The sequence below is a fragment of the Antarctobacter heliothermus genome, assembly GCF_002237555.1.
GTDB lineage: Bacteria > Pseudomonadota > Alphaproteobacteria > Rhodobacterales > Rhodobacteraceae > Antarctobacter > Antarctobacter heliothermus_B.
The window spans coordinates 4,045,263-4,064,035 of record NZ_CP022540.1 but is presented as its reverse complement, the minus strand read 5'-3'; the positions used below and the strand labels follow the sequence as shown (position 1 = coordinate 4,064,035).

The following is an 18,773-nucleotide window of genomic DNA, read 5'->3' as shown; positions in this document are numbered from 1 at the left end:
CTCCTCCTCTGGGTTTGGTCTTGGCGGGTGCTTCACCGTGCTTAAATGTCGGTGAATCTGGTTATGGTTTGTGGGAACAGGAATATCACCGCACCGGTGAGCAACATCAGAAACAGAAACGGTGCGACGGCGCGATATATTGCCGTGATCGGAGTCGTTGGGCTGAGGCTTTTCAGGTAGAAAAGGTTGTAGCCGAAGGGGGGGGAAATATAGCCGATGCACAGGTTCAGCTGGAACAGGATGCAGAACCAGATCGGATCAAATCCAAGCTGCACCACAATCGGGAAAAAGATCGGCAGCACCAAGAGAATGATCCCGATCGGATCAAGGAACATGCCCAATACAAGGGTGATCGCCTGCATGATCAAGATCATCACCAGCGGATGCACGTTCATATTTCCAAGCATTCCGGTCATGAAGGCAGTTCCTCCGCCCCCGCCATAAATGGCAATGAAGGCGGATGCGCCAAAGACAATCCAGATCACCATGCCCGTCATGGTCGCGGTGGCGAAACTGACTTCGCGGATATAGCTGAATGAAAGTTCCCCGCGCACCGCGACGGAAAAGACGACAGCAGCGGCCCCCACGGCGGCGGCCTCTGTTGGCGTGGCAATGCCTGCAAAAATCGAGACAAGTACGGAAAGGATTATGATCAGCGGCAGGATGACAGAGCGGAACGCTTTCACTCGTTCGGCCAAAGGCGCACGAACTTCTGCGCCGGGAGCCAGTTCGGGATGCATTCTTGAGCGGATACCGACGTAGAGCATGAAAATCGCAAGTAACAGCAGACCCGCGATCAGCCCGCCCATAAACAAGCGCCCCACAGATTGACCCGTTTGCATCCCGATCAGAATGAGCGTGATGGAAGGCGGAATCATAATCCCCAGTGTTCCGGATGCACCAATCGTCCCCAAAACGAAAGTCCGATCATAACCGCGTTTATCCATCGCGGGCATTCCTACCAGACCGGTTGTTACCGTTGACGCCGCGCAACTGCCCGTCATGGCAGATAAGGTTGCGGCGAAGCCCGAAGTCCCGAGCAAAAGGCCCCCCGGCGTGCGCCCTGACCATAGATAAAACGCATGGTATAGGTCATTCGCGATGCGGGATTTTGCCAATGCGACACCGATAAAAACAAACAGGGGGATGGCCGACAACAGAATTGACCACATGTTGCCAAACATGGTCGTGACAATTGAATACATTCCGTTGGTGCCGAACATGAGCAGCCCAAAAATCACTGCCGTACCGCCCATGGCGAATGACAAGGATACGCCTGCGATGATGGCAAACAGCACTAAGCCGAACATGCCAATCGTGAGTAGTTCCGGGCTCATGCTGGCTCGCTCCGTTTAACGTCTGCGTTGGGATTGAAAATCAATACAAGAGACCGGATCGCTTCAACGATCCCTTGCAAGGTGATGAGGCCTGCGCCAACGAATAGCGACAGTTTGATAGGCCACATTGGATGCCCAAGTGCACTGTCATCACGTTCATTGAAAGACCACGCGTCCTCGAAGAACAGCCAACCTTCGCGGGTCAAGACATAGCCCCACAGAATGAGAAATGCATAGTTGAACAGATCAAGACCCGCATTAACGCGTGGTGATCGAGTGTTGATAAAGATATCTACCCGCACATGATCCCGTTTGATCAATGTGTACGCGCCGACCAAAACGAAATAGGCCCCGAAAATCCTTTGGGTATAGCCGTGCGCCCAAAGTGTAGGTTGACCAAAGCCATAGCGTGCGACCACCTCGAAACATAGTACAACGATGCCGGCCCAAATCAGGTAACTGACTGTTTTGCCAATCACGATATTAATCTGGTCGATAAGTCTGAAAAGGATCATACCGTTTTCCCGATATTTGAGGGTGTCGACGCGAGGACCTCGCGAGCGCGTGCGGCAAAGCGGGGGGCAAGTGCGCCAAGATCGGCGGCTTCGGCCGAGGCCGCATTGCCGGCACGGGCTCGATCCGCGATACCGATAAAAATGACGGCAAATCGAAACATTGCGAAGGCTTTATGGAACGGTAGAAGAGGCGCAGTCCGTTGGGCGGTGGTGTAATATTCGGATACGAATTCGGTCTGTGACGGAATGCCCGCTGCCATCCAATTCGTCCCGAGGATACCGCCATATTCAGCCGGCGAAGAATTCCACGGCATCACGCAATAGCCAAGATCGGCGAGAGGATGACCTAGCGTTGACAGTTCCCAATCCAGAACGGCGATGACGCGCGGTTCTGTCGGGTGGTACATCAGGTTGCCCAGCCGAAAATCCCCATGCGCGATGGCTGTGGCGCCATCATCGACTGGAATATTGGCGGGCAGCCAGTCCATCAGCCAGTCGATATCCGCAATGCGGGGGCCGTCCGATTCAACGTATTGGCGGCTCCACTTCGCGATCTGGCGGGAAAAGTAATTGCCGGGTTTGCCATAATCACCAAGACCGATCTGATCGGGGCGCACCGCATGCAATCTCGCCAATGTGCGCGCCATGTCGAGGTAAATTTCTCGACGATCGCCGGCTTCCACATCGGGAAGCGTGGTGTCTGCGAAAACCCGTCCCTCCAATCGCTCCATCACATAGAATGGCGTGCCGAGGATGCTGGCATCCGCTTCAAAGTACAGCATGCGCGGCACAGGAACCCCCGTTCCGGACAACGCGTTTTGGACGCGGAATTCCCGTTCTATCGCATGGGCGCCCGGCAGAATGGGACCAGCGGGTTTCTTACGCAGAACCAATCGGTTTGCGCCCCAAGTGATAAACCATGTCGGGTTGGATTGCCCACCGCTGATCCGTTGGGTCTGTAGATCGCAACCGTCGGGCCATTTGTCGGCAAGCCAGTTCGCAAGCGCCTGAAGATCAAGATCGTTCATGATGCTATCCGACTGCGGGCGCGTTCGCGCAATTCAAACTTCTGGATTTTGCCTGTGGCGGTGCGGGGCAGGGCTCCGAAAACAAAGTATTTCGGGCGTTTGAAACCCGCCAAATGTTGGCGGCAGAATGCGTCCGCCGTGGCGGTATCAAGTGTGCCGTTTTCCTTGAGTTCGACAAAGGCGCAGGGCACTTCGCCCCATTTCGGATCGGGGACCGCCACAACGGCCGCAAACAGGACATCGGGATGACGATGAAGCGTGGCTTCCACCTCAAGGCTCGACACGTTTTCGCCACCAGAAATGATGATATCCTTGGCGCGGTCCCGTATTTCGATCTGGCCATCCGGGTGCATCACGGCAATATCCCCTGAATGGAAAACCCCGTCACGAAAGGCATCTTCAGTGGCTTCGCGATTGCGGTAATACCCCGCCATGACGGTATTTCCCGCCAGCACGATTTCGCCTTGGGTCTTGCCATCTGCGGGGACCTCATTGCCCTTATCGTCAACAACGCGCGCGCGCGCCGCTGTCACATGTCGCAGGCCCTGTCGTGCGAGATAACGGGCGCGATCCTCAAGATCGATTGCGGCATTATCACCGGGGTCGTTGATGGTGACGGGGCCATAACTTTCGGTCAGACCGTAAAGATGGACCAGATCGAGGCCCATTTTCTCCAACCCTGCCAAAAGGGCGGGCGTTGGCGCGGCCCCACCCATGGCAACCTTGACACGATGCGGCATAGGGCAACTGGTGTGGTCCAGCAGCATGTATAGCACCACCGGAGCGCAACACATATGAGTGACGCTGCGCGCCTTGATTGTGTCGACAACCAGCGCCGGTTCAACGCGATCCAGGCAAACATGCGTACCCGCCGCCGCAGTCACCGCCCATGTATGGCACCAGCCGTTGCAGTGAAACATGGGCAGCGTCCAGAGATAGCGACTGTCCTGTGTCAGCCCCATCCCCAGCACATTCCCAAGTGCGTTCAGATAGGCGCTTCTATGAGTGTACACCACGCCCTTGGGCCGTCCGGTCGTGCCTGACGTATAATTGAGCGATATCGGCTGGTTTTCATCCGCGATCGCGGCAGTTAGATCAAAACTAGGCACGGGGCCGTGGAAAAAGTTCAGCGACGACAGATCGTCAGGCGCTTCGCAGAGCACTTCTATAGGCACCGGGCAATCCGACAGGGCAGCATGCGTGGCAGGTTCTGTCAGCAGTAGTTTTGCGCCGGAATGATCGAGAATATAAAGAATGTCCTGCGGATCGAGCCTTGTATTGATTGTGTTCAAGATCGCACCCAGGGCAGGCACTGCAAAGTGGGCGGCAAGCAGCTCTGGTCGGTTGCTCAGGATGACGGAAACCACATCACCGGCGCCCACTCCCTGCGTGCGTAACCAGCCTGTCATCCGCGCAACAAGGTCACCGAATTCCGCATAGGTCCAGAGATGGTCGCGCCATGCGACGCCCGGCTTATTGCCATGCACTTCAAGCGTGCGAGACAACAGATCAAGCGGCGTCAACGGACGCGTGTTGGCCGCGCGCGGCGCCAAATGTAGATCGGTGAACATTGTGCCTCCTCCCAAAGACGCGGTTCAGTTTTTAGCGGGTTCCCATTTCCAGAAGTTTCGCCCCTCATCGGTCAGGTGGCGGTTCAGCACCATCTGATGGACTTCATCCGCGCCATCGACCAATCGGGCCTGACGGGCATAGCGGTAAATCCACTCCAGCACGGTATCTTTGGAATAGCCGCGCGCCCCATTGATCTGGATCGCGACGTCCGCCGCCTTATGCAGTAGGTTCGCACAGTGGATCTTGGCCATGGACACTTCTTTCTTGGCAAAACTGCCTTGATCCAGTGCCCATGCGGCCTTCATCACCAGCAACCGACCGATCTCGATCCCCATCGCGAGATCGCCCATCTTGATCTGGATGCTTTCGCGATCAGCCAGACGAATACCAAACCCCTCACGCGTCTCGGCGTAGTCTTTTGCGATTTCGGTGCAGCGTTTGGCCAGCCCCAGCCAGCGCATACAGTGGGTCAACCTGGCAGGGCCAAGTCGCATCTGGGTTACCTTGAGCCCCATTCCTTCGCCCAGGATCACGCGATCCGCAGGTAGCTCCATGTCGTCATAGATTAGCTCACAGTGGCCACCATGTTCTTCGGGTCCCATGATCGGAATGCGACGGTCAATGCGCCAACCGGGTTCGTCCTTGTGGTGCAAAAATGCGGTCAAACCCCGACGCGGATCGTCTGATGTGCGCGCAAGCAGGATGAAGTGACTGGCGTCTGCGGCCCCCGTGATGAACCATTTGTGCCCTCGAATGATGTACTTATCACCTTTCTTGGTGGCGGTGGTCTGCATCATGCCAGGATCGGAGCCGCCGCCCGGATGTGGCTCAGTCATCACGAAAGAAGAGCGCACATCGCCCCGTACAATCGGGGCGAGCCAGCGGTCCTTTTGTTCAGGTGTACCCGCCTGTTCGAGCACCATCATGTTGCCATCGTCAGGCGCGGCTGAATTGAAGATCACGGGGCCAAAGATCGAGCGATTCATCTCTTCGTAGCAGACGGCCATTCCAATCTTGCCCAGCCCCTGACCGCCGGTCTCCCGCTTGAGCTGCAAGCACCACAAGCCCAGATCCCGCGCTTTGGCGCGCAGCGGCTCCATCGCATTATAGGTGATGTTGTCATGGTCGTCCCAATTGGCACGCAGGTCTTCCGCGGGAAGGATTTCATCCGCCACGAACCGCGCGATACGGGCGCGAAAATCTTCGATCTCGGGGGAAATGGTGAAATCCATACGTTTCTCCTTCACAGCGATGAAACGAGGTGGCCACCATCGGCCACAATTTCTGTTCCGGTCATGAAACGGCCCAGATCGGAAACAAGAAGCAAAAGAGGTCCGTCCAGATCGGCGGGTTGTCCCAGCCTTCTTTGTGGAACACGACGGATCAGCGCCTTGCCAGCGTCCGAGGCGAAGAAGTCGCGGTTGAGTTCTGTTTCTATGTATCCGGGGCAAAGTGCATTGACGCGTATTTTGTGTCGCGCCCACTCCAATGCCAACGCGCGGGAGAGTTGTATAAGCCCGGCTTTGGAAGCGGCATAGGCGGCGACATGGCCGGCGACTCGTTGTCCTAGAATGGAAGCGACATTCACGATTGTGCCGCCGTTCCCTTCTTTGGCCATGGCGTCAGCTGTTGTGCGCGCCACATGAAACGCACCCTTTAGGTTGGTGTCGATAATGCGATCGATATCGACGCCGGAGTGATCCAAGGCAGAGGCGGAAAGTGTGGTGCCTGCGTTATTGATAACGATGTCAAAAGGCGTGCCCTCTAACGCCGAGGTGACGGAGGCCGGGTCGGCGACGTCAAGCGCCAACGGCTCTGCCAAACCACCTTGGGAACTGATTTTGTTACAAACAGCTTTGACACGTTCCACGCGACGGGCGGCCACAGTAACCCTAACCCCGTTTGCGCCCAGAAGCTGCGCAAAATGCGCGCCCAGTCCAGAGGATGCACCGGTGACAAGAGCGGTCTTGCCAGCAAGGCCTGGCCATACCGTTGGGTGCGCGTCATGTGCGGATAGATGCGTCAAATGCCTCCCCCCTTCTTGGCAACAGACTCACTTAAATAGAGCGAGCGTTCGTTTTATACGCTAGAATAGGATTCGCATTCGTGCAAGCCTTCTGTTGGTAAAGGTAGGAGGGGCCAGTAAGAGAATGCAGGAACGGCAAGGGAGGGCGGCGCGCGTGCTGGACTACGAGGATCTGACAAACGAAGCATTGTGCCGCTACATGCTTGATCGGCATCGAGAAACGATCAGTGTCAAGAAACCGGAATTTGCGTTGCGCAAGCTGAGTGTGATTGTTGATGCCGCGTTGGACGTGTCGAACCGCAAAGGGTTCCATGCAATGTCACTTAGAGACCTGTCGCGTGCTTCCGGCGTGTCGATGGGTGGGCTTTACGCCTACTTCGACAGCAAAACGACATTGTTAAACATGATCCTGTCTGAGGTAACTGCTGCTGTTCAACGTGTGTTGTCCTCACCCCCTGACGTGGTGTGCGATAATCCGGTGGCGCACCTCAACTGGCTGATCGCGACCCATGTCCAGATGACCGAACAAATGCAGCCCTGGTTCACTTTCGCATTCATGGAGGCAAAGAACTTTCCACAAGCCGAGCGGCGCATGGCTATTGATAGTGAAGAACTAACCGAGGGCTATTTGGCCAATGCGCTGACTGCAGGCATCAAAGCAGGTGTATTTCGCGCGGATACGTCACCGCTGTTGCCTGCTTTAATCAAGCCGTTATTGCAGGATTGGTATGTAAAACGCGCTAAATACCGTCGCCGCGCCGTGACGATTGAGGCTTATATAGCCATCGTTCAGGAAGTCGTGCTTTCGGCCTGCGTGGTTGATAAGGGGGCTCTACCACGCGACGCTTGAACTCCACAGGATGACGGTCGCAGGGTTACAGGCCATCGGCTTGGACGGCCCAGAACCGCCGTTTATTGTGGCCATTTTGCAGGGCGACCACGGGCAGGAACTAACGATCTCTTCTCGTCTGGATGACGCAACTACTCCAGTGTTTTTGTCGCTGCGCAGTTTACCTGTCCTGAGAATCATTGTCGCCACAAGGGGCGCGATGACTTATGCTCTGCCCCCCGCAAAATCCCTCACGATGATGTAGAGTCGGCGGCAACTCCGAAGGAACAGACGAATGCGAATAGTCGTTTCACCGAGGCCCAGATAATCGGGAAGATCCAAGAACAAGAGGCGGGCATTCCGACTGTTGAGTTGTTCCCGCAGCCATGGCCAGAGCACGGCCACGTTCTACAAGTTCAAGTTCAAGTCCAAGTATGGCGGCATGCACTGCATGGCAGGGTTGTGCGCAGGATGATCCCGGGAGGGGCGGTGTCCGAGGCGGCCAGGTTGAAGGCACTGGAGGACGAGAACCCAAGCTGGCCGATATCATGCTGGACAACGTCGTGCTGAAAGACCTGCCAGGAAAGATCTGACGACATTGACCAGGCGGCAAGAGGCAGCGCTCGGGTCGATGCGGGATCACAACATCTCACAGCGCCGGGCCTGTAGGCCGCTGGATGTCGCCCAAAGACGGTTCGGCGCGAACGCCCGCTGAACTGCCCAGAAACCCGCAAGGAAATGCAGGAGATTGCCGGAAAGCGGAGATATGCGCAGAAGTTGGTGACGCGTGATCAGGCGGCGTTTTGAAGTTGGCGGACGCCGTCGCGGAACTCAACCCCGCTGATGACCTCCGGGAGGCGATTCCGCCCGTCGAGTTTTCGCCATTTCGTCTGAGCAGACATCATCAGCCGGAAAGCCATGGCGAGCCCAGTCTTGCGGCTGAGGCAGCCCTTGGTGCGTTTCGTCCTGTGTCTGACGGCGGCGAACGTGCTCTCGATCGGATTTGACGTCCGGATGTGTTTCCAGTGTTCGGCCGGGTAGTCGTAGAAGGTCAGTAGTGCATCCCGATCCTTGACCAACTTGGCGACTGCCTTGTCCCATTTCACGCCGTAGGCATCGACGAAGAAGTCGAAGGCGGCCGACGCCGCGGCTCGGGTTTCGGCCTGCCAGATGTCGTGCAGGTGCGCCTTGGCCTTGGCTTGCACCGATTTCGGCAGCGCGTTGAGCACGTTCATGGTTTTGTGGAGCCAGCACCGCTGCTCCTGTGTCGAGGGGAAGACCTCGCGCAGTGCCGCCCAGAACCCCAGGGCGCCGTCGCCTATGGCGAGCTTGGGATCCTGCTTCAGTCCGCGGCGTTTGAGATCGAGCAGAACCTCGCGCCAACTCTGAGTGCTTTCGCGGAAGCCGTCGGTCATGGCCAGCAGCTCCTTGCGGCCGTATTCATCCGCACCCACGATCACCAAAACGCATTGTTTTTCCTCGGCCCTTCGCGGCTTGAAATAGACGCCGTCGGCCCAGATGTAGAGAAACCGCCGGGTGCCGAGGTCACGCTTTTCCCAGGCCTCGTACTCGGACCACCAGTCCGCTTTCAGCCGCGTGATCGTAGTGGCCGAGAGGCCCTTGGCGTGTGGCCCCAGCAGGGCGGCAAGCGCCTCACTGAAATCGCCGGTGGACACGCCCTTCAGGTAAAGCCAGGGCAGCAGCTCTTCGACCGACTTTGCCTTGCGCAGATACCGCGGCAGGATGCTGGGCGTGAACGCGATCTTGTCCGTGCCCGGCTTGCGGTCCCGCACACGCGGCACCGTCACGGCAACAGGCCCGACACCGGTCAAAATCTCACGCTCGGGCAGGTGCCCATGACGAACCAGTCTTGCGCGACCATCCTCAAGCTTGTGATCGGCAAAGGCGCCAAGCAGCGTGGACAGTTCCGCCTCAATCGCCTGCTCGATCAGCTTGCGCGCGCCGTCCCGGATGAGGTCGGTCAGCGGGTCCGGCGAAATCCCGGATGGATCAGATAGCTGGGTGATGGTATTCTCTTGCATGTGGCATATCCCTTTCTCGGTTGAGAATTGACGGCGCTTCGACACCGCCATGATATGTCGCCCCTCAGGGCATCACCAACTTTCGCGCATATCTCCGGAAAGCGACGTCGGCTCTGCTTTCGTCGGATCGGCATCCTGCTCGAACGCAAGGGTATGATCAAGAACCACGAGATACTCTATCGGCTATATTTGGGGGAGGGGCTTTTAGTGAAACGACGACGCGATCGCAAGCAGGCCCAAGGCACGCGCACGCCCACGCGGCAGGTGGTGCGCCGCAATGCACGTTGGTCTCTGGACTTTCTCGCCGACAGCTTCGGCGCTTTACGCGAGTTCCGTATCCTGGCGGAAATCGACGATTGCTGCCGCGAAAACCTGTACCTGGCCGCCGACACCAGCATTTCAGGCGAGCGCGTGACCCGAGAGCTGGACGCACTCGCCCGGATCTACGGCAAGCCCGGTTGCATTGTCAGTGATAACGTCCTATGCGCGGAATAATTGGCTGATTTGGCATCAGGTCATTGTCATGCTGAAGCGTTCCAGCACGTTCGAATGTGTGTCAGTTCGGCATTTTGGTCAACAACATGTCTCTCCCATAACAAACACAGAGTACGCTTATTGCGGCTCTCACCGTCCTTAAGACGAGATCTTCGGGTCGTTGAGCAGAAGGCCTGAACATTATCTACGAGGTCGAATGCTCGCCTCTACGGCCCTTACAGAGAAAGGTCCTTCTGCTGTCAATCATCCCTCAAAGAAGGGACGATAGGGTTCGCCGCGGTTTATTATCCCATGCACGGTGCGGGCCATTTTTGCGGCGATTGCGGTATACGCCTTGCGACGTAAATGCGTGTTTTGACGATCCTTGGCGATGTAACGCTCGAACTTGTCGCGGAAGCTGTTGGTCTTTTGCATGATGGCGACCTGACCGGCCATCCAGAGCGTGCGGCGTAATCTGGCATTCCCATATTTTGAGAGCTTGGTTTGGCCACGGAATGTGCCCGACTGGATCGTTGCGAGGTCCATCCCACAGAACTTCAAAAATTGGCGGTGATGCCGAAAGCGGCGCAGATCGCCTGCTTCTGCAAGGATGGTCAGCGCGTTGATCAGCCCGATCCCTGGGATGGATGTTAGCAGTTGATAGTCGTCGTTGGTCTTGAGAAGCTCAACGGCGCGATCCTCAATCTCGTTGCGTTTGGCAATCAGGCCGCGCCCTTCACCCAAGACCAAACGGAACATCCTTGCAGCGTCGGAGTCCGGCGCAATTGGCAGGCCTACAGAGAACTTGGCGGTCTGATAAATATCTGCAAGCAAACGTTCTTTTGACACTTTGCGGCCGACCACGTCCCAAGCATCTGCAATGAAAGCCTCTTGGTCCATGGCAGAGATGAAATGCGGTGAAGGATAACGTTCGAGAAAGGCAAAGAACCAATCGCTGCGTGAGCTGCGATGAAAGCGGTCAGCCTCGGGCCAATACAGCGGCAGGTAGTGGGTCAGCACCCGATGCCAAAGTTCCGTCTTTGAGCGCGAGACTATGTCGTGCGTCTTGGACAACTCCTGAAGATCATTCGTACCGCTCAGCATTGGGTCGTGGTAAAACTGCTCGTTCCCGATCAGCATCATATGCAGGATGACTTGCGCGTCTTTCGGATCGTTCTTGTCCCAACTGTTGTTCAAAGCCTCACGGGTGCGCGCCAATGCGACCGAAGACACCAGCTTCACATCGAAACCGGCCACCCCAAGCCGGTAAGCGAGAGCGCGATGGTAATTGCCTGTAGCCTCAAAAGCCGCGCGGACAGGACGATCATACTCTGAGAGTGTAGAGATCAATCGATTGAATTCGTCGAGCTGGTTGAGAACGGTCAAACGGCGGCGGCGCTTTCGGCCCGGAACAGCGATCAAGACTTCATGGCGGGCCTTTGCGATATCAATCGCAACCAAAACAGGCTCGGTTTGTGCAATAGTGGCATCGGTCATAGTCGGTCTCCCTTGCGGCGTGGTTTGTGCAAAACCACTGTAGGGACCTGAGACCCGGCTATGATCACCTGCTGCGCTATTTGGGGGCTGCGCAGGCAATCATAGCCTCAACATCAACAACATTCCGAAGGTGTTACGGCACGGAGTTCACCCATCGGGCCATCCTTAGATGGGCGGACCAGAGCGCCATTCCATGGCATTACATCGACCCCGGCAAGCCGCAACAGAACGCCTTCATCGGGGCGTTCAACGGCAACCTGCGCGATGAGCACCTGAATGAGGAAATATTCGACACTCTGGACGGTGCGCGGCGCGAGCTGGCCCTCTGGCGCTATGACGACAATACGGTCAGGCCGCACTCATCGCTCGGAAACCAAACGCCAAAGCAAGAACGGCAGTCGTTTGAGCAATTTTAGGACTCCGCGCCCGCCGCACTTGCCCAACCCAGAACCCGCGATTATCTAAACCGAACCTGCAGACTCTCGTTATGAATGAGGGATTCTTTGGGTAGCACGTCACCGTGGATAACTGGCTCAGGGCAGATTGGAGGATCTCGGCAGTTATTGGTTCAGGTGCAGAGCGTTGAAAAGGCCCCGGCGCTGGGCCGGGGCTGATCTGTTGACAGATCATTTCATCCCAGCCCCGGAAACGCGCCGCATGCGACCCGCGCCTGACAGGGGACGTCAGGTCGCGGTGGCGCGGAGCATCCAAGCGGTCTTTTCGCGAAACGCTGCGCGTTCGGTGGCGAGATCAGCGGTCACCGGATCACCCGCGGCCTCGGCGGTCAGGACAAGCGCGCGCATCCGCTGCGCGAACGTAGCATGGTCCGCCCGCAAATCGCGACCCATGTCGTCTGCTGTAAGGCTGCCGTCCGGATACCGTTCACTCGGACCCGCGATCAAACTGCCGAGGTTGACCAGAGCGGGCTTGCCCAAGGCACGGATACGCTCTGCCAGCACATCCGCAGCGGCGAACATGTCAGTATACAGCGGCTTGGTCATTTCGTGGAGCGAGTAGAACAACGGACCGGTCACGTTCCAATGGTAGGTGCGCGATTTCAGAACAAGCCGATAGGTGTCAGTCAGAACCTCGGCCAAGGCTTCTGCCACCGAAAGGACGTTGAGTATTTCGATCTCGGCGATGCGTCCTTTCGGGCTTTTCGCAAAGTGGTCGTCACCTTGGTTTTTTATATTTCGAGTGGTCGCTAAGTGTTGGCAGATTGCGCGACCGTCCGATCGCGCCGCGCAATGACATCCGGCACGCCGGTGCGGGGAGGGATGCCGATCAGCACGTCGCACCCCGCGTCTCGCAACAACCGCCGCGTGACGCTACCGATGAAAACACGCGAGAGCAGGCCGGAATGGTAGGGGCCAAGCCCGATTAGGTCGACATCGGGCGCGCGGGTCGCGCGAGCAAGTTCTTGCGCCGCATTGCCACGCAGCACCTGCCAGGTCGCGCGCGGCCGCAGCCCAGCGGCCAGCGATCCCAGTCGCGCTGCGGCGTCCTGCGCGAGCATATCGTGATGCTTTGTCAGATCGCTCCGCGCCAGCCCAACGCGCAGCATGGCTTGTTCGAGTTGCGGTGCGACGGCGACGGCCTGCACCATGTGCGCCTTGGCACCCGGCAAAAGAGCCGTGACAAGAGACAGCGCCGTTGGTGCAGCGTCAGGGCCGTCAATCGCCAGAAGCACGCGGTCGTAGCGCTTGCCGACCGTCGGTTTGACAATCAACACTGGCGCATGGCTGGCCGCTATCATCTTCTCGGTGGTCGAGCCAAGCGGCCTCTTGTCGATCCAGGGCTTGTGATGCGCCCGCATGACGACAAGCATCGGTACAAGAACCTTGCAGACCTCGATCAGCTCCTCTGACGGGACACCAGTCTCGACGCATATCTTGACCTTGGCCGGATCGATACCATGCCGAAGCAGCGCCGCTTCGATCCTATCACGGGCGGCAAATTCCGCCTGCCTGCAGAAGGTGGTGATCCGCGCCGCTGAGGCCGAGTGATCCGGCAAATCAACGACATGCACGATGGTCAGCGCCACGCCGTGACGGGTCGCGACCTCGCTACCGCGCAGCAGGACAGCGTCGTCCTCCGGAAACCGGTCTATCGCCGCGATGATGCAAATGGGTTTCATGGTGTGTACTCCTCCTATCAAACGGGGATAGCGCGCCGGGGATCAGAACATGACAGACCGGCGTGGGTGCATCGTGTCGTATGCCGACAACATGGCGCTAGCCGCCGCATAGGTTGCAACTGCAGGTGCCGTCGCCGCGATGGCCCCGGCCATGACCATTCGCTCAATGTCAGAGCCGAATGCGGGGCGGCGAACGGGCGCCGCGCGAACCTGCGGTGCGGTCGGCAAATGCCGTCCGCCATCGTCTTCCCACCGGGCAATGCACGCGGCGCTCGGTGCTTTGGTGGTTGGCTGCACGGCGGGGACATGTTCGGGCTGGAACAAGGCGGGAAACAAGTCGTCGAAGTCGGCATTGCAAATCATTGTCTCTCGAGTCCTTTCGCAGAAAAGAGAACTGAACGCAGTCATCCCGTGCCGCCGGAACCCGGCGACACGGAAACATCATGTGCGAGGGTCTTGTCATTGGACCGTGCGCGAAGCCGCTACCACTTGCGGGCGTCGTCCGTCGCTTTGATGGGAGCCATGCTCATTTCATTCTCGTCGAAGCCATCGACGATGCTGTGGATCTCACCGCGCGACATTCCGATGTCGCGCAGGATCGTGTCGTCCAGTGACTGGAAAGCAGCGATCAACTTGTTGCGCTGCCAGTTTCGATAGGCGGCCCGCAACCATTTGCGAATGCCGCCACCGTCCTTTGTGCGCTTGCAAGATGCACGTGCGCCGGGATGCGTGGATGCGAGATAGTTACGAGGTACCAGATAAGGATGCATGTCGTTCTCCATGTCGAGACTGCTGAAACCACGACAAACGCGCCCCATCAGCCGGACAGCCTGCGGGAGTCCGCAAAGAGTGACCGGGCGACGCACACGCCTTTGTCTTTTATTGTGATCAAGGGAAGATCGAATGAAGCCCCGTAGCGCAGGCTGACAACTCAGCCAGCCCCGCCCGGGGTTACCGGCGGTTCAGCAGATTTCCTGCGAAAAGCAGGAACCTCGTGTGAAGCATGAACATCGACATCATTTGAAGATGCCCGGCGCGGGGCGTGCTTTCAAGCCTGTGGGGCAGGCTGCGACTTTATGGCCAACAAGCGTGGCTACAATGCGCCTGTTTCCCACACTCCCCTGCAATGCACCCTCATTAGATTGACGCAGGCGCGCCCGATACCTATCTCAAGAGGCATGTTGGTTCACGCAGATCATTTCCGATTTCTTTTGCTGAACCGCCCGCGTCCCCGGGCGGTGTAGGCGCCTACGCGCCTCCTGAACCTCCCGGGGTCTCCTCACAATCCTAAATTTGTCATGTGGCGATAAGATCGCCCGAGGAGAGATCATGACCGGACTCCACGCCCGCCGTTCGTCTGACACCAGCAACAAGTACTACACCGGCATGCAACCGCGCACCGGAACGGCATTGCCCGCCGCCGATTATCTGCAGCTTCAGCGCCATCTGGAAGAATGCGAGAAATCCAAGCACCCAGCTTGGACCCTGCTGGCCTATGTACTGCGCGACAAGATCATGATGACCGAGCCGGTCAGCAACTTCTACGCCAGCGATCAGGTGATCGGAGGCTCATGCATGACCTATTCGGTGGACCGCGGGCCGGAGCAGACTGGCCTGTTGGCCCATCGCGCCAGATCTGCGTCCGGCATCAATGTGATCCCGGTGGCCTCGCTGCTTGGTGCGACGCTGATCGGTATGACGGTCGGGCAACGGGCCCCGCTGCTGTTCGATAACGGATCGATCAAGTCGGTGAGGGTCCTCGCCGTCTCGCCGCCGACCTGACCCCGAACCACCAACCAAGACATCAGCAACAGGCGGCGGCACGCAAGCCACGCGCCTTCTATCCCTTTGCACAAAGGAAATCGAAAGTGATCAGCGAAATGACCAAAAATGCACCCAAGCGCAGCCCGCGTGCCCCGAAGATCGTCATCAATGCCGATGATCTGGCGCATATCGAAGCGCTGGCCGAGGGCGCAATCGAGCGCAATCCCGAACTGGCCGACCGGCTGCTGGATGAAATCGGGCGCGCCCGAATTGTCGAACCGGCCAGGATGCCATCGAATGTCGTGGCAATCGGCAACACCGTCACCTATCGCGACGAAACCACCGGCGTCGAGCGTACCGTGACGCTCACCTATCCCGAGGACGCCGACATCGCGCGGCAACGCGTATCGTTGGTCACGCCGATCGGTGTCGCGCTTTTGGGCTTGGCAGAAGGTGCCGTTTTTCATTGGGATACCCGCGCAGGTCAACGCAACATGCTGACGGTGATCCGGGTGGACGCGCCCAATTCCGTCGATTGAGAATGCACCAAAACAGTCAATAAATAAGACCTACGCCGCGCGACGCCAGATTGGCCCCGGCACCGCCTGCACCAATGGTATCAATTGGTGCGGGCGCTATCGATCGTTGATGTGACCGTATCGAGTCGCCGGGGAACCCCTCATGAATATCAAACAACACATGGTCCGCCTTTTTCTTCCAGTCGTTACGCCTATCGGTTCGGCTTGATTGGGGACACGGCGGCCGGCAACCATGCCCAGCTGCGTGCATGCCTGAAGAACTAAGTGGTAGTGATGCCGCGGTACGTCTTTTGTGACCCTGTCGGCCAAAACCAGTGTGCGGTTGATCACTCCGATATGTCCGAATTGATCGAGATCCTCCGTGGGGTTCTCGAGGAGGTCGAGCCGGATAAACGCGACGAAGGCAAAGTTGGCATCTTCAACAGCCGCTCGAAGGTCTTCGTTGCCGCCATGTCACACGCGGTGACAAGCAGTTGTGGTCCCGGTTTTGCGCCAATTAGCCTGTGGCCAAAAACCTTTCCGGATTGCTGCGTCGAAAAGATTTCCAGATAGCCACAGTTAGGTTCCAAGCCTTCATTCTGAACTGGCATGACGTTCCTCCTTCGTCTGGCACAAGAAAAAAGGGGGCAGATTGCTCTGCCCCCAAGGTCACATGAGGTCGAAAAGGGATCAGTTGAACGTGTAGACCAGTGACACGCCGTAGGTATTGTCGAAGTGGTTCACGCCCCGGGACACTTTGGAGTGGTGCTCGGTCAGCACGCTGGTCCGAAGCGCCATGTTGTTGGTCACCGAGACGTTCAGGGCGAGGTCGTTGTAGACCACTGTGTCCGATTTCGACCAGATCACGTCCGTGTCGTTGGTCAGAAACAGGGTGTCCGTCAGTTTGTGCGCGTAGTCAGAGCTGAAACCCAGCGCCTCTTCGCTGATGTCGCCCCGGGTGATGTCCGAGAGTTCAGAGAAACGGTAACCCGGACCTGCCTGAACGGACCACTGACGCATTTCATCGTTGAAGATCCGGTAGCCGAAGCCGAGCGAGGCAAAGGTGTCGGTTTCATAGTCCGAGAATTCGTCGACAGTGCCCTGAACCTTGGCGAAGCCGAAGAAGGCCGGGTTGAAGTCGCGGGTGTATTCCAGGTCGTAGAACAGGCTTTCCTCGGTCTTGACGTCGTCATCTTCGCCGTAGGCATAGTTCAGCTGCAGTTGGATGCCGTTCAGGCCCCAGACGTAGCTCATGTCGGTGCCGACGCCGACGTCAAGGCTGTCGGTGTTGCCGCTGGAGGCAATGCCGCGCAGCGCAAAAGAGCCGGTGAAGCCCTGCGGGCGGCCTTCGTTGCCAAAGCGGTCAAGGTCGCGCTCGGCATCGTCCTCGATGGCATCCATCAGGTCTTCGTTCAGATCCTTCGCGACAGATCCGCGGCCGGTCAGGTCCTGGGCGGACACGGAAGAGGCCGACAGGGCAGCAATCAGCGCGATCAGGGTTGCGCCGAATTTGGCTTGGGTTTTCATTGGTTTAATCCTTCCCCAACTTGGTGGTGAACCTTCCCGGAAGTGGGAGCAGGTTCTGCTGGAGTCGATTTAGGGGACCGCGACCAAAGAGTTAAATTCATTATAATCATGCTTGAGGTGATGAATAGTCATGTGAAAATGAAATCACTCTATTCCAAACACTTCCACGGTGTCACCCGCGCTGATCTCGACCAGATCGGAAATCACGGCGCTCTGATCCTTGTGAATCTGTGACTGAATTGACACAAGTGCGGCTTCGGCGGTCTGGCGGATGTCTTCGTCCAGGTCCTCTCGCCAGATGGTCCAGACCGGGTAGGGAAAGACCGGGGCGTCCGGCACAAGGAACAATTGGCCGGCATCGAGGTATTGCTTGATGTAGCGCGCGGGCAGATAGGCCGCGGCCGGGCGGGACAGGAGATAATGCACCGACATTGCCCCCAGAGACAGCGTCAGACCCGGGTTCGTGAGTTCCGGCAGGTCAAGCGCATGGGCGTGTACGAATTCCGGTCCCCAGTCGACAAAGACGTAGTGTTCCGCGATGTCATCGAAACTTGTGGGCACCGAGGCGGCCAACACAAGCTCTTCGTCCAGCGCCCGGGATGCGATCAATCCGGGTCGCAATTGCGGGGAATACATCAGCGCGATCTGGATGGTCCCTTCCACCATGAACCTGGTCAGGCGGTCGGGCATCCCCAATTCGGCGCGCACGTTCAGGCTTGGCATCCGCGACTGGATGAGGTCGATCCACTTGAAACCGAGGCTGGGCCAAAGGGAATACTGCGCGCCGATACTCAGCGACTTGTTATAGCCCTCCGGTATGCCGACCTGTTGCCGGGCCTCTTCCCAGATCCTGATCAGCGACAGGGCGTAGCGCTCGAATTCGCGGCCTGCCGGTGTCAGTTCCGCCCCGGCCTTCGATCGGGTGAACAACGGCTTGCCAAGCTCGTTTTCCAGCCGCGCTACCCGAAGGCTTACCGCGGATTGGGTCACGAACAGGCGTTCACTGGCATTTACGAATGAACCTGTCGAGGCAACTTCGAGAAAGGTCCGGATCAGAGCGATATCCAACAGGTCTATCCATGAGTTTTTTTGCGATTAACCGCAATTATAATTCGCTTTCCTGGCGAAGTCACTTGTCGCTATGAGTTGACGCAGTTGGTCCTATCGGTGGCCAAGGGCACCGTGCAGGTAGACGGTTCCAATTGCATCTCCTGAAGGGAAATATGGGTACTGCCTTTGATCATTCTCTCCCAGACCTCATCAAGCTGGTGGAAGCCCTTGGTGACCCTGGTGCAAACGTGCTCCGCCGCCTCACCGAGGCCTATGAAATAGTGTCACAAGCCAATGCCCCCTCAGGATTCACAAGTGCTTCAGAGCGCCTGAAGACGAGCCGTCTCAGGGACAAGGGCGGGCTGCTGATGGCCGATGCAATGTCTGATGCGATCAAGCTCCTTAAAGAAGTGAGCATGTCACCAGAGAGACCGGTTGATCCAAAACCGTGAATTCA

At 57.7% G+C, this 18,773-nt stretch carries 18 protein-coding genes and 4 pseudogenes; 8 read left to right on the top strand and 14 right to left on the bottom strand.

Translation table 11 applies throughout. The annotated features are described in order from the left end of the window. Positions 1–41 precede the first annotated feature (41 nt). Genes ANTHELSMS3_RS19265 through ANTHELSMS3_RS19240 form a run of 6 tightly spaced genes read right to left on the bottom strand, consistent with a single transcriptional unit; the run spans position 42 to position 6,478 of the window. Positions 42–1,337, bottom strand: coding sequence for a TRAP transporter large permease (locus ANTHELSMS3_RS19265; protein WP_094036288.1), 1,296 nt, complete (start codon positions 1,335–1,337; stop codon positions 42–44). After that, positions 1,334–1,852, bottom strand: a complete 519-nt coding sequence (locus ANTHELSMS3_RS19260; protein WP_094036287.1) for a TRAP transporter small permease subunit — start codon at positions 1,850–1,852, stop codon at positions 1,334–1,336. Before ANTHELSMS3_RS19260 ends, ANTHELSMS3_RS19265 begins: the two co-directional genes overlap by 4 nt. Further along, positions 1,849–2,880 carry a phosphotransferase family protein gene (locus ANTHELSMS3_RS19255; protein WP_094036286.1) on the bottom strand — a complete coding sequence of 344 codons (1,032 nt, stop codon included), beginning with the start codon at positions 2,878–2,880 and terminating at the stop codon, positions 1,849–1,851. Before ANTHELSMS3_RS19255 ends, ANTHELSMS3_RS19260 begins: the two co-directional genes overlap by 4 nt. Continuing rightward, positions 2,877–4,451, bottom strand: coding sequence for an AMP-binding protein (locus ANTHELSMS3_RS19250; protein ID WP_094036285.1), 1,575 nt, complete (start codon positions 4,449–4,451; stop codon positions 2,877–2,879). The genes ANTHELSMS3_RS19255 and ANTHELSMS3_RS19250 overlap by 4 nt, the downstream gene beginning before the upstream one ends. A gap of 24 nt (positions 4,452–4,475) precedes the next feature. Further along, entirely contained in the window at positions 4,476–5,684 is a 1,209-nt protein-coding gene (locus ANTHELSMS3_RS19245) for an acyl-CoA dehydrogenase family protein (RefSeq protein ID WP_094036284.1), read from the bottom strand. Between the two features lie 11 nt (positions 5,685–5,695). Further along, positions 5,696–6,478, bottom strand: a complete 783-nt coding sequence (locus tag ANTHELSMS3_RS19240; RefSeq protein WP_094036283.1) for an SDR family NAD(P)-dependent oxidoreductase — start codon at positions 6,476–6,478, stop codon at positions 5,696–5,698. A gap of 154 nt (positions 6,479–6,632) precedes the next feature. Here ANTHELSMS3_RS19240 and ANTHELSMS3_RS19235 point away from each other — a divergent pair, with 154 nt between their 5' ends. Both ANTHELSMS3_RS19235 and ANTHELSMS3_RS19225 read left to right on the top strand, forming a co-directional pair. After that, positions 6,633–7,328: a TetR/AcrR family transcriptional regulator gene (locus ANTHELSMS3_RS19235; RefSeq protein WP_254694782.1), complete on the top strand. Its 696-nt coding sequence runs from the start codon at positions 6,633–6,635 to the stop codon at positions 7,326–7,328. Between the two features lie 225 nt (positions 7,329–7,553). Beyond that, positions 7,554–8,072 (top strand): annotated as a pseudogene (locus ANTHELSMS3_RS19225) (transposase); the annotation flags it as partial. Positions 8,073–8,098: 26 nt separating this feature from the next. Here the strand turns inward: ANTHELSMS3_RS19225 and ANTHELSMS3_RS19220 are convergent. Next, complete coding sequence (locus tag ANTHELSMS3_RS19220) at positions 8,099–9,349, bottom strand: IS256 family transposase (protein ID WP_094034449.1); 1,251 nt, start codon at positions 9,347–9,349, stop codon at positions 8,099–8,101. Positions 9,350–9,439: 90 nt separating this feature from the next. Here ANTHELSMS3_RS19220 and ANTHELSMS3_RS19215 point away from each other — a divergent pair. Then, positions 9,440–9,826 (top strand): annotated as a pseudogene (locus tag ANTHELSMS3_RS19215) (IS3 family transposase); the annotation flags it as partial. A gap of 202 nt (positions 9,827–10,028) precedes the next feature. Here the strand turns inward: ANTHELSMS3_RS19215 and ANTHELSMS3_RS19210 are convergent. After that, positions 10,029–11,320 (bottom strand): annotated as a pseudogene (locus ANTHELSMS3_RS19210) (IS110 family transposase). Between the two features lie 137 nt (positions 11,321–11,457). Here ANTHELSMS3_RS19210 and ANTHELSMS3_RS19205 point away from each other — a divergent pair. Then, positions 11,458–11,811, top strand: a pseudogene (locus tag ANTHELSMS3_RS19205) (integrase core domain-containing protein); the annotation flags it as partial. Positions 11,812–12,003: 192 nt separating this feature from the next. Here ANTHELSMS3_RS19205 and ANTHELSMS3_RS19200 read toward each other — a convergent pair. From ANTHELSMS3_RS19200 to ANTHELSMS3_RS19185, 4 genes are all read right to left on the bottom strand, one after another. Then, positions 12,004–12,417, bottom strand: coding sequence for a Dps family protein (locus ANTHELSMS3_RS19200; protein WP_254694781.1), 414 nt, complete (start codon positions 12,415–12,417; stop codon positions 12,004–12,006). Between the two features lie 107 nt (positions 12,418–12,524). After that, the gene (locus ANTHELSMS3_RS19195; protein ID WP_094036281.1) at positions 12,525–13,457 is read right to left on the bottom strand and encodes a universal stress protein; all 933 of its coding nucleotides are present in this window, start codon (positions 13,455–13,457) and stop codon (positions 12,525–12,527) included. Between the two features lie 42 nt (positions 13,458–13,499). Then, on the bottom strand, positions 13,500–13,820 hold the full coding sequence (locus tag ANTHELSMS3_RS19190; protein WP_094036280.1) for a hypothetical protein: 321 nt from the start codon (positions 13,818–13,820) through the stop codon (positions 13,500–13,502). Between the two features lie 119 nt (positions 13,821–13,939). Further along, entirely contained in the window at positions 13,940–14,239 is a 300-nt protein-coding gene (locus ANTHELSMS3_RS19185) for a DUF1127 domain-containing protein (RefSeq protein WP_157733584.1), read from the bottom strand. A gap of 547 nt (positions 14,240–14,786) precedes the next feature. On the opposite strand from ANTHELSMS3_RS19185, the gene ANTHELSMS3_RS19180 reads away from it, so the two are divergent. The 3 genes from ANTHELSMS3_RS19180 (at position 14,787) to ANTHELSMS3_RS19170 (ending at position 16,312) form a co-directional block, all read left to right on the top strand. Continuing rightward, on the top strand, positions 14,787–15,239 hold the full coding sequence (locus ANTHELSMS3_RS19180; RefSeq protein WP_094036278.1) for a hypothetical protein: 453 nt from the start codon (positions 14,787–14,789) through the stop codon (positions 15,237–15,239). Between the two features lie 98 nt (positions 15,240–15,337). Then, positions 15,338–15,760, top strand: a complete 423-nt coding sequence (gene rnk, locus ANTHELSMS3_RS19175; RefSeq protein ID WP_094037246.1) for a nucleoside diphosphate kinase regulator — start codon at positions 15,338–15,340, stop codon at positions 15,758–15,760. 336 nt (positions 15,761–16,096) lie between these two features. Then, positions 16,097–16,312, top strand: coding sequence for a hypothetical protein (locus ANTHELSMS3_RS19170; RefSeq protein ID WP_157733583.1), 216 nt, complete (start codon positions 16,097–16,099; stop codon positions 16,310–16,312). Between the two features lie 117 nt (positions 16,313–16,429). Here the strand turns inward: ANTHELSMS3_RS19170 and ANTHELSMS3_RS19165 are convergent, their stop codons facing one another. Both ANTHELSMS3_RS19165 and ANTHELSMS3_RS19160 read right to left on the bottom strand, forming a co-directional pair. Beyond that, positions 16,430–17,266: a DUF481 domain-containing protein gene (locus ANTHELSMS3_RS19165; protein ID WP_094036276.1), complete on the bottom strand. Its 837-nt coding sequence runs from the start codon at positions 17,264–17,266 to the stop codon at positions 16,430–16,432. 144 nt (positions 17,267–17,410) lie between these two features. Beyond that, positions 17,411–18,334 (bottom strand): LysR family transcriptional regulator, encoded by a 924-nt coding sequence (locus tag ANTHELSMS3_RS19160; protein ID WP_094036275.1) that lies wholly within the window; start codon positions 18,332–18,334, stop codon positions 17,411–17,413. A 155-nt stretch (positions 18,335–18,489) separates the two neighbouring features. Here ANTHELSMS3_RS19160 and ANTHELSMS3_RS19155 point away from each other — a divergent pair, with 155 nt between their 5' ends. Then, positions 18,490–18,768, top strand: a complete 279-nt coding sequence (locus ANTHELSMS3_RS19155; protein WP_094036274.1) for a hypothetical protein — start codon at positions 18,490–18,492, stop codon at positions 18,766–18,768. Positions 18,769–18,773 lie beyond the last annotated feature (5 nt).

What these genes read in the sequence shown, in the direction of transcription:
- ANTHELSMS3_RS19265 (WP_094036288.1), bottom strand. Translation starts at nt 1,337, where the DNA reads ATGAGCCCGGAACTACTCACGATTGGCATGTTCGGCTTAGTGCTGTTT.
- ANTHELSMS3_RS19260 (WP_094036287.1), bottom strand. Translation starts at nt 1,852, where the DNA reads ATGATCCTTTTCAGACTTATCGACCAGATTAATATCGTGATTGGCAAA.
- ANTHELSMS3_RS19255 (WP_094036286.1), bottom strand. Translation starts at nt 2,880, where the DNA reads ATGAACGATCTTGATCTTCAGGCGCTTGCGAACTGGCTTGCCGACAAA.
- ANTHELSMS3_RS19250 (WP_094036285.1), bottom strand. Translation starts at nt 4,451, where the DNA reads ATGTTCACCGATCTACATTTGGCGCCGCGCGCGGCCAACACGCGTCCG.
- ANTHELSMS3_RS19245 (WP_094036284.1), bottom strand. Translation starts at nt 5,684, where the DNA reads ATGGATTTCACCATTTCCCCCGAGATCGAAGATTTTCGCGCCCGTATC.
- ANTHELSMS3_RS19220 (WP_094034449.1), bottom strand. Translation starts at nt 9,349, where the DNA reads ATGCAAGAGAATACCATCACCCAGCTATCTGATCCATCCGGGATTTCG.
- ANTHELSMS3_RS19195 (WP_094036281.1), bottom strand. Translation starts at nt 13,457, where the DNA reads ATGAAACCCATTTGCATCATCGCGGCGATAGACCGGTTTCCGGAGGAC.
- ANTHELSMS3_RS19190 (WP_094036280.1), bottom strand. Translation starts at nt 13,820, where the DNA reads ATGATTTGCAATGCCGACTTCGACGACTTGTTTCCCGCCTTGTTCCAG.
- ANTHELSMS3_RS19185 (WP_157733584.1), bottom strand. Translation starts at nt 14,239, where the DNA reads ATGGAGAACGACATGCATCCTTATCTGGTACCTCGTAACTATCTCGCA.
- ANTHELSMS3_RS19180 (WP_094036278.1), top strand. Translation starts at nt 14,787, where the DNA reads ATGACCGGACTCCACGCCCGCCGTTCGTCTGACACCAGCAACAAGTAC.
- rnk (WP_094037246.1), top strand. Translation starts at nt 15,338, where the DNA reads ATGACCAAAAATGCACCCAAGCGCAGCCCGCGTGCCCCGAAGATCGTC.
- ANTHELSMS3_RS19170 (WP_157733583.1), top strand. Translation starts at nt 16,097, where the DNA reads ATGTCCGAATTGATCGAGATCCTCCGTGGGGTTCTCGAGGAGGTCGAG.
- ANTHELSMS3_RS19165 (WP_094036276.1), bottom strand. Translation starts at nt 17,266, where the DNA reads ATGAAAACCCAAGCCAAATTCGGCGCAACCCTGATCGCGCTGATTGCT.
- ANTHELSMS3_RS19155 (WP_094036274.1), top strand. Translation starts at nt 18,490, where the DNA reads ATGGGTACTGCCTTTGATCATTCTCTCCCAGACCTCATCAAGCTGGTG.